Origin of the sequence: Tolumonas lignilytica (assembly GCF_000527035.1) — a bacterium.
GTDB lineage: Bacteria > Pseudomonadota > Gammaproteobacteria > Enterobacterales > Aeromonadaceae > Tolumonas > Tolumonas lignilytica.
Window position 1 is genome coordinate 433,558 of sequence record NZ_AZUK01000001.1, and the last position, 12,829, is coordinate 446,386.

Annotated in this window: 13 protein-coding genes; all 13 read right to left on the reverse strand. The window is 47.4% G+C overall.

Going from position 1 to position 12,829, the window contains the following annotated elements; all coding sequences use genetic code 11:
* Nucleotides 1-33: 33 nt before the first annotated feature.
* The 13 genes from fliO to H027_RS0102095 all read right to left on the reverse strand — a co-directional run bounded on the left by fliO (nucleotide 34) and on the right by H027_RS0102095 (nucleotide 12,810).
* Nucleotides 34-438 carry a flagellar biosynthetic protein FliO gene (fliO, locus tag H027_RS0102030; RefSeq protein WP_024870869.1) on the reverse strand — a complete coding sequence of 135 codons (405 nt, stop codon included), beginning with the start codon at nucleotides 436-438 and terminating at the stop codon, nucleotides 34-36.
* Nucleotides 435-821: a flagellar motor switch protein FliN gene (gene fliN / locus H027_RS0102035; RefSeq protein WP_024870870.1), complete on the reverse strand. Its 387-nt coding sequence runs from the start codon at nucleotides 819-821 to the stop codon at nucleotides 435-437. Before fliN ends, fliO begins: the two co-directional genes overlap by 4 nt.
* The gene (gene fliM / locus H027_RS0102040) at nucleotides 821-1,888 is read right to left on the reverse strand and encodes a flagellar motor switch protein FliM (RefSeq protein WP_024870871.1); all 1,068 of its coding nucleotides are present in this window, start codon (nucleotides 1,886-1,888) and stop codon (nucleotides 821-823) included. The genes fliN and fliM overlap by 1 nt, the downstream gene beginning before the upstream one ends.
* 25 nt (nucleotides 1,889-1,913) lie before the next feature.
* On the reverse strand, nucleotides 1,914-2,438 hold the full coding sequence (gene fliL, locus H027_RS0102045) for a flagellar basal body-associated protein FliL (protein WP_024870872.1): 525 nt from the start codon (nucleotides 2,436-2,438) through the stop codon (nucleotides 1,914-1,916).
* 58 nt (nucleotides 2,439-2,496) lie between these two features.
* Entirely contained in the window at nucleotides 2,497-4,404 is a 1,908-nt protein-coding gene (locus tag H027_RS0102050; RefSeq protein ID WP_081741345.1) for a flagellar hook-length control protein FliK, read from the reverse strand.
* A 107-nt stretch (nucleotides 4,405-4,511) separates the two neighbouring features.
* On the reverse strand, nucleotides 4,512-4,958 hold the full coding sequence (fliJ, locus tag H027_RS0102060; RefSeq protein ID WP_024870875.1) for a flagellar export protein FliJ: 447 nt from the start codon (nucleotides 4,956-4,958) through the stop codon (nucleotides 4,512-4,514).
* Between the two features lie 33 nt (nucleotides 4,959-4,991).
* Complete coding sequence (gene fliI / locus H027_RS0102065) at nucleotides 4,992-6,332, reverse strand: flagellar protein export ATPase FliI (RefSeq protein ID WP_024870876.1); 1,341 nt, start codon at nucleotides 6,330-6,332, stop codon at nucleotides 4,992-4,994.
* Nucleotides 6,329-7,129 (reverse strand): flagellar assembly protein FliH, encoded by an 801-nt coding sequence (gene fliH, locus H027_RS0102070; RefSeq protein WP_024870877.1) that lies wholly within the window; start codon nucleotides 7,127-7,129, stop codon nucleotides 6,329-6,331. Before fliH ends, fliI begins: the two co-directional genes overlap by 4 nt.
* 9 nt (nucleotides 7,130-7,138) lie before the next feature.
* Nucleotides 7,139-8,200, reverse strand: a complete 1,062-nt coding sequence (fliG, locus tag H027_RS0102075) for a flagellar motor switch protein FliG (protein ID WP_024870878.1) — start codon at nucleotides 8,198-8,200, stop codon at nucleotides 7,139-7,141.
* A 3-nt stretch (nucleotides 8,201-8,203) separates the two neighbouring features.
* Nucleotides 8,204-9,883 carry a flagellar basal-body MS-ring/collar protein FliF gene (gene fliF / locus H027_RS0102080; RefSeq protein WP_081741535.1) on the reverse strand — a complete coding sequence of 560 codons (1,680 nt, stop codon included), beginning with the start codon at nucleotides 9,881-9,883 and terminating at the stop codon, nucleotides 8,204-8,206.
* A 49-nt stretch (nucleotides 9,884-9,932) separates the two neighbouring features.
* Nucleotides 9,933-10,253 carry a flagellar hook-basal body complex protein FliE gene (gene fliE / locus H027_RS0102085; protein WP_024870880.1) on the reverse strand — a complete coding sequence of 107 codons (321 nt, stop codon included), beginning with the start codon at nucleotides 10,251-10,253 and terminating at the stop codon, nucleotides 9,933-9,935.
* A 140-nt stretch (nucleotides 10,254-10,393) separates the two neighbouring features.
* Nucleotides 10,394-11,767: a sigma-54-dependent transcriptional regulator gene (locus H027_RS0102090; protein WP_024870881.1), complete on the reverse strand. Its 1,374-nt coding sequence runs from the start codon at nucleotides 11,765-11,767 to the stop codon at nucleotides 10,394-10,396.
* Nucleotides 11,764-12,810 carry a sensor histidine kinase gene (locus H027_RS0102095; RefSeq protein WP_024870882.1) on the reverse strand — a complete coding sequence of 349 codons (1,047 nt, stop codon included), beginning with the start codon at nucleotides 12,808-12,810 and terminating at the stop codon, nucleotides 11,764-11,766. The genes H027_RS0102090 and H027_RS0102095 overlap by 4 nt, the downstream gene beginning before the upstream one ends.
* Between the last annotated feature and the right edge of the window lie 19 nt (nucleotides 12,811-12,829).

The window sequence follows — 12,829 nt, forward strand, 5'->3', positions numbered from 1 at the left end:
CTATACCAACGGATAGCCAGATGCGCCAGTTCATCATGACTTGTCATCCTCAACAGTGGAGGATTTATTCATCCAACGAGAAAGGTGATGCGCAAATGCAGAGTTTCCAGTGGAATTCACGCCTAAAGGCGGATCGATTTCGGTCAGGAAGGAAATCTGTTGTGCCGTTACCCCTAACAGTAACTGCTGATCACCCACAGTAACCACGATCAATTTTTCCTTATAACCCACAGGCAAGCTATGTAAGACTTTGAAATCCGGACGTCCAATCTGTGGTACCAGTCGACTTTTTTTCAATCCCCATGCCAGAACAACAATCAATCCTAAGACAAAAAGACTGCTGAGTAGCCACTGCAGCAGTCCTGTGGTTGCATTATTTTCCACCGCAGCGGAAACGGGCAGAGAAAGGAACAAAAGCAATAAATAATAACGTCTCATTTTAATTTCTTGATGCGTTCAGTTTGGCTAATGACATCGGTCAAACGAATACCAAATTTATCGTTAACCACAACAACTTCGCCGTGGGCAATCAATGTACCATTCACTAATACATCCAATGGCTCCCCAGCAACGCGATCCAATTCCACGACTGAACCTTGGTTCAGCTGCAGTAAATTACGAATGCTGATTTGGCTACGACCGACTTCCATTGATATGGTCACGGGAATGTCTAGGATCGTATCCAGTTTGCGACGTTCTTCAGCAGAAATCGGTGCATCAGAGTCAAATTCCTCTAACACAGCAGGCTGAGCCTCTGTTTTTGCTTGCTCTTCCAGTGCGGCAGCCCAGGCATCTGCCATCAAATCTTCTTCACTACTCATCATTCATCCTCAATGATACGTTCTAATTCTTCAAGCTCTGCCATACCGTCAATACGCATACCATGTCGGGTTACATGAGTCATTTCACCTTTCACTGTTTCTGGACGTTTGATTCTTTCGGTAATTTTCAAGGCAACATTATTTTTATTGCTACGCCCCATTTTAGCCCGGAATGAAGGCAATCCCTCAACATAAACCATTAAACTTTCTGGCATTTCGACGGGAATAATATCGCCGGCTTTCAGCTCCATGAGTTGACGCAGAGGCAAATCGATATCTAATAATTTTGCCTTCATACCCACACTGACATCCATAATTTCATCCCGGAGTGCTTTACTCCAGCGTAAGTCAGTATCGCCTTTATCACTCTGAACACCGGCATCCAATAATTCGCGGATTGGTTCCAACATGGAATATGGCATCGCGACATGAAAATCTCCGCCACCACCATCAAGTTCAATATGAAAGGAACTCACCACGATCACTTCCGTAGGGCTGACAATGTTAGCCATTGCCGGGTTTACTTCTGAATCGAGATATTCAAAGCTGACATCCATGACCGGAGCCCAGGCTTCTTTGTAATCCTCAAATACTAATTTAAGCAGCATTTGAATGATCCGGCGCTCTGTCGGCGTAAATTCGCGGCCTTCAATTTTGGCATGATAACGACCATCACCACCAAAAAAGTTCTCTACCAGAATGAAGACTAGTCGGGCTTCCATGGTAATTAATGCCGTTCCCTTCAAAGGACGAAAACGCACCATATTCAGACTGGTCGGCACGAACAGAGAATGAACATATTCGCCAAATTTCAGCATTTGCACCCCGTTAATGGAGACTTCTGCTGTTCGGCGCATCATGTTAAACAAACTGATGCGCATGTGTCGGGCAAAACGTTCATTCACCAATTCCAGTGTAGGCATGCGCCCACGAACGATGCGATCTTGCGATGAGAAATCGAAAGCCATCACCCCTTCTTGGGGGGATGAGGATAAGACCTCCTCTTCAACATCATCTACGCCATGAAGTAGGGCATCAATTTCATCTTGTGATAGTAAATCACTCATACCGCACCTGTGATTATTCCTTTGATTACTGCATTACAAATCCGATAAACAGCACTTGTTCTACAACGGGTTTCCCTATTAAGTCTTTCATTGCCTTAGCAACAGCATCCACCGCATCTTTCTTGAGTTTTGTCTTTCCTTCTACGGTGCTAAGTTGTTCAACCGTCGTTGCACTGAATACTTGTAGTAAAGTCCCTTCAATAAGGGGGGCATGTTGTTTTGCCAATGCCTCGTTTTCCGGCCCGCGAACCAGTAATTTCACTTTAATTTGAACTAATCGATCTCGTACTGTGCCATGTGCATTAAAAATAAAAGCGCGAGGAAACCCGACATAAAAAGCTTCTTTTTCTGCAGCAAGTTGCTCCGGTGTTTTGTCTGTCGCGGCACCGCCTTCTTTTCCATCCTGCTTACTGCCGTGTCCGGAAAAGAAGAAAAACCATGCAGCTCCACCACCACCGCCCAACAACAAAACGGCTGCCACAATGATAATGATAAGTTTCTTTTTGCCACCTTTAGGCTTAATTTCTAATTCCTGTTCATTATCAGCCATTTGACACCTTCAATTTTACACTGCTATACCTGTCATCTTAATTGGCTTCGCGAGAGCTTCAAGCATAGAAATCAATTCCTTCCGCTTGAGATGCCGAAACGGTCACGGTTTGCACAAAATTTTCATCATTATTTGCAAACGCCGAAGATTGCCCTGATGGCTGACCGCTACCTCGTTCGCTCTGTTGGCCCATAAACTGATTGCCTGCCATTTGCTGACTCCATGACTGACTACCATTGTTCATGTTTTGTTGTTGTACTTGTGTCTGTCCCGGCTGTAAGCCGTGTTGTGTGAGCAACTCTCTTAAGCGGGGCATACTTTGTTCAAGCGCCTCTTTCGTTTGAGCATGCTGCACCATAAATTGCACGCTGGCTTGTTGTTCTTGGTCGATGGTCAACTTGATTTGAACTTTGCCCATATTCTGTGGTTCAAGTTGTAATTCCGCCTCTTGCCATTTTTGCCCGACCATCAACATGACGCGGGCTGAGAGTTCATGTTCATCTATCTGGCCATTTTTCGTATACATTGCAGGTAGTTGTTCATGAATGCCATGCAGGCTCTGCCCTGCGTCTGCCAGAGTATTATTCGTTGAGCTTAGCCCATTATTGCCAGTCAAACTAATTTCATGCCCACCATGTGCAGACAATGTGTGTATTGCTGTGTTTTCATTGAGCACTTGAGTGTTGTTCAACGTTTGAATGTCTGATTTACCCGAGGCGTCAGCCAATACATGTGCCGTTGAAGACCCTTTTTCATCTTCACCTTTAACCGTACTACCATCATCCAAATCACCTGTGGCTGTTGGTGTGTTGGTAACATTGTTATCATCAGAATCACCTTGTGGCTTCTGTTGACCTGCCGTTAAAACGGATGATGCCACCGCACTGGAATTTTTGTTGTTTTGAATACCCGCAATTTCTGCGGGCATAGCCGTTTCGTCTGATGGTGATCCACTTTTTTCCCCAGACACATCAACCGGTTTGGCTGCTGCAACATTCTGAGCATTACCTGCGAGCTGAACGCCCATCAGATTCGACATTGCATCTCCCACCGGAGTCTTGTCATTTGATGATGAAAGTGGTTTTGATTTTTTCTCTGTTTTAGATTGTGACGTCTTTTCTGTTTCTACCGAGGCGGCGCCTTTCGTATCTTGCGTAGATGCAACGGTATCCTGCATTTCTTCTGCTGTCTGCGACGCAGTCTGTGCTGTACCGGTAGCAGCTACTTTGCCTTTTGCTGCTGGCAGTGGCTGCTTGTTTTCGGATGATAACGGCGCATTATTCACCGCAGACGATGTTTCAGTTTGCACGTCAGCCTGTTCATCTGTTGTTGCAACTGATTCCACCTTAGCCGTCTCGGTAGTGGCCGATGTGGAAGCAAGTGTCGCCGATGTGGACGTCAAAGATGCAGAAACCCCGTCGGATGACGATGTCTGAGCTGCAAGTGTCTTTTGTTCAGCATTTTGGGTTTGTCCATCCTTGTTCGGCACGGTTGTTTTAGCCGTCGCAGTGCTGAACGAAGCAACGTCTTGCGCCAGGGAGGTTAAACCACTCTGGGTTGCATCCTTCTCGGCTTCACTCGTTGTTTCATTCGTGGTGGTTTCAGAAGCAGTGTCTGAGACGGTAGTCGCTGCAGTTGAATTGTTGACTTGCAATGAGGTATCCAACTGCCGAGAGGCTTGTAACGTGTTCAGCATCGTAGCGGCAGAATCTGTCGCTGCTGCCGATGCATCTGCCGCAGGTGCAGAAGACGTCTTATTATCTGTAGCACTGACTGTTTTTGGGGAACTTGGAGTATTTGTTGCAGCAGTGGGTGTATCGGAAGAATTTGCCGGTTGTTCGACGGCATGCATTACTGTAGAAAATTTATTTGAAGATGAAGGAGTTACACATTCATTATTACCCTTAACAGACGTTAAGACTGCTGCCAGGTGAGTATCGGAACCGGAAAGTGAATGTGTAGCCATGTTATTACTCCTGCCGTAAATTCCTCTGCCGGATGATGGTATATGGCAAAGGCATGACACTTGTCGTGTGTAATAACATTATTAAGCAATTAACAAGCCAGTTTTATCTAACCTGCTGATTCTTGTCGATGAAAAAAGCGAAAGGTAGCAAATTCATCCAGTAATTTTTGCTCTTGCTTCAATTGCTTCAACGCTTCTTTTTGCGCTTTGCGTTCCAACAACATCTCGATGGCTTTACGTCGTTGCTGTAATGCCAACCACTCTTCCCGCTTTTCTTCTGCTTGTTGTCTGGCTCGCTGAAAACCTTGCTGTTGCTGGGTAGAAGCATGGTCCAACTTGCCGATAAAGGAGTGATAATGATTAAAGTGGCTCGCTTCCAGACCCGCAACGCCTTTGTCAGTCATTTGTGTAGAGTAAATCTGCCGGTATTCGTTCAGCGCATCCAGTTGTCGCTTAAAATTAGCCTGCTCCATCTGCGCCTGCGCCAACATTTTGGCGGCTCGATCTTCCGCTTCCTGCAACCGTGAAGTTAATAATTCCAGCGCCTTACTCATACGTCACCCCTTGCCAGTACTGCAATTTGGCTATTAACGGCGTTGACCATTATTAATCAACGTCATAGCAACATTGCGTAGCCCCTCAAGACATTGATCATAGGGAACTACCTCTTTCATTCTCTGTTGCAAGAATTGCTCCAATACAGGACGAATGGCAATCGCCTGATCGATGCGAGGGTCTGCACCTTTCTGATAGGCACCGATGGTGATGAGATCCCGGTTTTGTTGGTATAAGGAATAGTATTGTTTCAGCGTTCGCGCCATCAGCATATGTTCGTCGGAGGTGACCATCGGCATAACACGGCTGATCGATTTCTCGATATCTACGGCTGGATAATGGCCACTGTCTGCGAGCTCACGAGACAACACGATATGACCATCCAGAATGGCTCTGGATGCATCTGCAATCGGGTCTTGCAAATCATCACCTTCTGTCAGAACCGTGAAAAAAGCAGTGATAGAACCTTGCCCTTCTCCACCATTCCCAGCGCGTTCTACCAACGCCGGTAATTTTGCAAAAACAGAGGGTGGATAACCTTTCGTGGCCGGAGGTTCACCAACCGCCAGCGCAATTTCACGTTGCGCCTGCGCATAACGCGTTAATGAATCCATCAGCAACAGGACATTCAGCCCCTGATCCCGGAAATATTCTGCAATGGTCAGTGCGGTTTCACAGCCTTTCAGTCGCATTAAGGGGGATGCATCCGCAGGCGCTGCCACCACCACAGAGCGTGCTCGCCCTTCTTCGCCTAAAATCTCTTCGATAAATTCTTTAACTTCTCGGCCACGCTCGCCAATCAGCCCCACCACGACGACATCCGCCGTGGTACCGCGGGTCATCATGCCCAGCAATACAGACTTCCCGACCCCGGAACCGGCAAATAACCCCATACGCTGACCCTGTCCGACTGTCAGCATGGCATTGATAGCCCGGACGCCCACATCCATCGGTTGCGTAATAGCCCGACGAGCCAGAGGATTTAATCGTTGCGTGGTATATCTTGCCGTATCTGCAGTCAGTATTTCGCCCAGCCCATCCAGGGGAGTTCCCACCCCATCGATCACACGTCCCAATAATGACATGCCCACCGGGATACCGTGTTCTTCACTGAGCGGAGTGACTTTTGCACCGGGAATAACGCCTTTCAGTTGTTCACTCGGCATCAGGTAGAGTTTTTCTCCTGCAAAACCGACAACTTCAGCTTCAAGCACACCATCCAGCGTTTCAATATGACAGAGAGAACCTACCGCAGCACGACAGCCAACGGCTTCTAATGTCAGCCCGACCACACGAGTCAATTTTCCGGCTACCGCAACACGTCCGGTTAAATTATCAGTCCGATATTGCTGCAGACGTTTCAACAACGTCATGACGTTTTATCCAGATTCTGGCGCAAAAACTGACGGAACAATTGTTCAATCCGTTTTTCCAAAAACATATCGATGCTGGAGGTTTGACTAGCGATCACTAAATCGCCTCGTTGCAGGCTAGGTTCAGCATTCAGTTGCCAACCGCGTTTACGGCATTCTTCCTCACCGTAAATTTCTTTTATCATATCCAGATCTTCAGGGTGCAGCTCGATAGAGATCCCTTCTTCGGCCGCCGGTAATTGCTTTACGCCCTCTTTCAGACTGTTGAGGATCAAATCAGGAGCCAGATGCACATCTGTCTTGATCAATGATTTAGCCAGCTGCATAGCTAACCAGACCAGTTGCTGCTCGACCATTTTGTCGACTTGCATCAGTGGGTGGGACAATTTATCCAATAAGTCCTGCCATTGTTGAGCCCGAACCCCAATCCATTCCCGGCCCAATTCCAGACCTTCTTCACGCCCTTTTTCCACGCCGTCGGCATGCCCTGCCAATTCACCTTTGGCCATACCTTCGGCATAGCCTTGCTGAAAGCCAGCTTCCTTACCTTCAGAAAAACCGTCTTCATAAGCAGCCTGACGAATGGCTTCTATTTCTTCCAGTGTCAGTGGTGGTTGCTCTTCCTCAACATCTGACGATTCTGTCGGTAATTCTTCTTCCTGATACCAATTCGGCTCATAACCCAGTGCATTTGAACCCTTCAGCTTTTCATCCGGATCGATCATTTCCGGCAGTTGCCATTTGTCCGCTTCCGGAACTTGTTCTCCAGGGATGATCAGTTTATCCAACGGTTCCATAATGACTCACTATAAGAAATCTTCACCACCGCCCGCGCCCAGCATGATTTCACCGGCATCAGCCAAACGGCGGGCAACAGATAATATCTCTTTTTGTGCGGCTTCTACATCACTGACACGGATCGGACCCATTGATGACAGATCTTCCTGTAGCATTTCTGCTGCACGTTTAGACATATTTTTCAGTATCTTATCTTTAAGTTGATCATCAGCACCCTTCAGTGCTTTCTGCAATTGATCACCCGGTACTTCACGCAGAATAGTCTGGATCGCACGATCATCCACATCAATTAAGTTTTCAAAGACAAACATCAGATCCTGGATCTGTTGACTCATTTCTTCATCGTTTTCACGGATTGCATCCATCAACTGACCTTCAACATTAGTATCGAGGTAGTTCATGATGCTGGCTGCGGCTTTGAGACCACCCATTTTCGCCGCCTGAGCACCCGCAGAACCCGCAAATTGTTTTTCCATGATGTCGTTCAATTCCTGCAAGGCGGCAGGTTGAACTTCTTCCAGATTGGCAATACGCATGATCAAATCAAGTCGTACCGCTTCAGGGAATTGCCCCAGAATTTCAGCCGACTGTTCCGGGTCAAGATAGGAAAGCACAATGGTCTGGATCTGCGGATGTTCGTTCTGAATGATGCTGGCAACCTGACGAGCATCCATCCATTTCAGTGAATCCAGGCCACGAGCACCTGACCCCATGATAATTTGTTCAACCAAATTACCCGCTTTATCTTCACCCAATGCAGCGACCAATGCTTTACGCACAAAGTCTTCGCTACCGATCCCGATATTGGAGAAGGTCTGAATGTCTTCGATAAATTTCCGGTGTACCGCTGTGACGCGTTCCTGACCGAAGTCTTTCATCGATGCCATTGCCATACCCAAACGCTGTACCTGTTTTGGCTCCAGATGACGGAAAATCTGGGCAGCATCTTCCTCACTGAGACTCAGCATCAACACGGCGGCCATATCCATACCGCTCATTTTATCAAGGATCTGTTTCTGTTCCGGTGTTAACTCGGTTGGGTTAGCGGGAACTGCAGGTGTTGGTGGCATAAATTAATCCTTCGTACTAACCCATTCTTTGATGACTTGCGCAGCCAAATCAGGTTCATTAGAAACCAACGCTCGAACTGCACGCAACAAGTCTTCATCACGATGTAAATCAGGCAACACTAACTGGCCATTTCGCATACCGAATACAGGTTCTTCGCTGTCGGCCTGCGAAGCCAACAAGCTTAATTCGTCATTTCCTTCCAGTGCCATTCTCGAATCCAGATCCACATTCAGACTGTCTTCCTGTGGTTCTGCATTCATCAGTTTCTTCATGACCGGACGCACCACAGTTACTAACAAGATTAGGATCAGGATAATCGATGCGCCAATCCGAACTGCAGGCCAGAACCAATCTTTTTCCCAAAGTTTTGTATCTGGTATTGACGCAACATCTGGGCGATGGAAAGGAATACTGACCACTTCAATTTGATCACCACGGCTCACATCAAAACCTAAACCACCTTGCAACAGACGACGAATCGTATCCAATTCCGCCTGAGTGCGCGCTTGACGAGTGACTTTGCCATCTGCGCCGGTCTGCGCTTTATAATCCACCGCAACGGAGACCGTCAGACGACGCAGAGATCCTGTCTGGCGCTGCACATGGCTAATGGTAGTATCTAATTCATAATTGCGGGTCGCTTCTTTCCGACTCCGACCGCTAGTTGCACTGCTGGAGCCTTGAGACGTGCTTTCAGGAATCTGCGCATTCGCTGGCGGTTGATTACTGAGTGCTCCCGGAACCCCAGTGGCACCATTTCCAACATTGTTTTCTTCCATCGTGACTTCAGAACGCACGGCTGGAAGATCAGGATTATACATACGACGCGTCTGTTCTTCCTGAGAAAAATCCAGGGTAGCATCTACTTCGGCGGTATAATTATCTAACCCTAAAACTGGACTCAGAATATCGTCAATTTTTTGTTTATATTCCGCTTCCTGCTTTTGCTGCATTTCAAATTCTTTTCGACTGCGCGCACTCAGTAGATCTTGAGAACCTGAGTTCAGTAAACGTCCATTTTGATCAGTTACTGTCACGCGAGATGGTTCCAGCCCATGTACCGCTGAGGCAACAGTATCCACAATCGAATCCACCGCTTCCTGTTTTAAAGCAGCACTTTTTAATACCAAAACCACGGTGGCACTGGGTTGACGATCATTACGGGCAAATACGTTATCTTTCGGAATTGCCAGCAATACCGTGGCCTTATCGATACCTTGAAATTGTTCAATCGCCCGGGCCAATTGTTGTTCACGACTTAATTTTAAACGCTCACTTTCCATGCGCTGACTGACCCCGAAGCCTGGATCCTTCATCAGCAACGCATCGCCACTGTTTTCATCCGCAGAAGGAGCAAACCCCTGACGCTGCAATTGCAGACGGATAGTACTGTAATCAGTGGCTCTGACCAGAATCGTATTATCCTGGACTTTATAAGGGATTTTTTGTTGATCCATGTAGTCGAGCGTCTTGATCATATCTGCCGTACTATAGTGACCAACAGGTCGCATATCCGGCTCGTTGCCCCACATAAAGATAAACACGGCGATCGCGATACAAATCAACAGCCCCAGAATCAAGGTAACCTGACGCAGCAAATCAAGATTTGAAAGAAATTTGAACGAGGAAGATTTGGGTGCTTGAGAATCCAATGCTTTATCCAAAGGATCACTGTTCACCATCAGATCGGTACGTTTTTCACTTGCTGCTTCGGCCACGATCTACCCCCTGTTACACTGGCATATTCATGATGGTTTTATAGGCATCGACGACTTTATTGCGAACTTGTACTGTCGCTTCAAAGGCGATAGATGCTTTCTGACCAGCAATCATGACATCAGATAAATTGACACTGCGATCCCCTGAATCAAAGCGAGTTTTAAGCTGATCACTTTGTCCTTGTAGATCATTGACATTATTCAGGGCCTGCGACAGCAATTGACTGAAGTCTTGAGTTGCATTTCCTTCACTGACAGGTTTGGCAGAAGCCCCTGAAGCTTCAAAGCGCAATGCTTCCAGTTGTTTCATCAGGGATGTTGCTTGCACGTCCATCACTGTTCCTCACTTCGACAAATAATTGACTCTACTGCGTTATAACCAGATAAAAGCAATTACAGTGCCAAAGTGTAAATAAATGATAAACGAGGAAATTTAATGATATCAGCCACCTAATGGTGGCTGACAAAGATGGATCAGTCTGGAACGTCGATACCCACATCGCGCATACGGGCCAGCTTATAGCGTAATGTCCGTGGGCTGATACCCAGACGCTCAGCTACTGCTTTTCTGCTACCCTCACATGCAATCAGCGTATCAAGGATAATTTGGTGTTCTTGCTGGCGTAATTCATTCCCCAGCTTTTCAATGCCAGGAACCCGATCATTGAATGCATCATCCGGTTCATCGTCCCAACCCAGATCATCATCAATCGCATAGACAGCCTCGGTATCAAACAAGATCTCATCCGCTGTAATTTGCTGATCTTTCGCCAGAATCAACGCCCGCTGCATGACATTTTCCAGTTCACGAACATTACCAGGCCAGGAATATGACAGAAGCTTATGACTCGCAGCCGTGGTTAATTCAGGCACCGCCAGTTTTTGTTCAAGAGCATGCCGACGAAGTAAATGCTCCGCCAACGGCAGAATATCCCCGACACGAGAGCACAACGGCAGCCAACGCAATGGAAATACATTCAGTCGATAAAACAAATCTTCACGGAACTGATGCTCAGTAACGGCTTTGCGCAGATCCCGATTGGTTGTCGCGATCACTCTGACATCCAGGCTGATGGTTTTCCGGCTACCTAATCGCTCTACTTCCCGCTCTTGCAATACACGCAATAATTTAGCCTGCAGTGCTGGATCCATTTCCGTGATCTCATCCAGCAACAACGTTCCGCCTTGTGCCTGTTCAAATTTACCCGGACACCCTTGCACCGCACCGGTAAAAGCCCCTTTTTCATAACCAAATAGGGTCGCTTCCAGCATATTTTCGGGAATTGCCGCACAGTTAATTGCGACAAAAGGCTGCTCCGCGCGAGCAGACTGGTCATGAATATAACGGGCCAGCACCTCTTTCCCGGCACCACTAGGCCCACTGATCATGACCGAGGCATCTGAACGCGCCACTTTCACAGCCAGTTGCAGGAGTTCTGCTGTCTTAGGATCGCCATATATCGGGATCCGTCGCTCTACGATTTGCGCAGGGACATAACGGCTGACCTGATTAAGTAAGACTTCTGGCGCAAAAGGTTTAACCAGATAATCAACAGCCCCATCCCGCATGGCCCGGACTGCGCCTTCAATATTGCCAAAGGCGGTCATCAATAACATCGGGATCTGTGGATACAACGACTGCACATTCTGCAACAGACTTAATCCGTCCATGCCCGGCATTTGCACGTCAGAAATGATCATATCGACTTTTTGACGCTGTAACACCACCAGCGCAGCTTCGCCACAATTGGCTGTCAGGCAGTGATAATCGGATAACTGCAAGGTGTCGACGATCGCTTCTTGTAATCCCGGATCGTCTTCGACTACCAGAAGTGTTCTTCTGCTCATGCCGCCCCCTCGTTAACCTGTCGGAGCTGCACATGTTGATAAGGCAACCGGATGCTAAAACAACTGCCTTCACCCAGCAGCGAAGAAACTTGTATTGAACCCTGATGGGCATGCACCACCGCTTGAACAACCGCCAGCCCCAAACCGGTTCCACGGCTACGCGTGGTATAAAACGGTTCAAAAATCCGAGATATCTGATCAGCAGGAATACCTTTCCCATTATCGACAATGCGGAGCATCACCTGTTCTGATTCAGGCTCAACCGTGAGCAATAATTGGTTAGCCCCCGCTTGTAAGGCGTTTTCACACAGATTCATCAGCGCGCTAATCAGGGCCTCCTGATTTGCCAGCAAGGTGATGGGTTGTTCCGGAATATTAATTGTCAGAGTCGCCGCACCATTACTCATGGCCGCATCGGCCCGTTGCTGCAATTGAGTCAATAATGATTGTAATTCAATCAATTCTACTTTTTGTTGCTCGCCATTGCGTGCAAAAAGCAGCACGTCACTCACTTGGCGTTCCAGCTCTTTCAACCGCGCCATCAACTTTTGTTGAAATTGATGACGGGATTCTACACTCAGCGTCCGATTAGCCAGATTAGCACCGTATAACATGGCTGCCGACAACGGTGTTCGGATCTGATGAGCCAGCGATGCCGCCATTTTACCCAGCGCTGATAATCGCTGCATGTGGCTGACCTGTTCTTGTAAACGACGTGTTTCCGTCAGGTCTGTAATTTGCACCATTTGTCCTGGCTGTTGTTGAAGTGGCAATGTCGACACCTGTACGCGCCGTCCATCGCGCAATGAAACTTCATGCCCATCATCATCTTTAATACAGAATGAACGCTGAATAACGGATAACCAGGCATTACCGACCAGCTGTTGTCCCAGCAAGGCATGTGCAGCCGGATTAGCGCGAAATATCTTCCCTGCGCTATCCACTAAAATTAATCCGGAAGGAATATGATCAAAAATCTCAGCCAACAACAATGAGTCATCAGAGGATGAAGAAGGTTTGGTGAATTTTGCTATCTGGCTCATCTGTCATTTTCCCGTCACT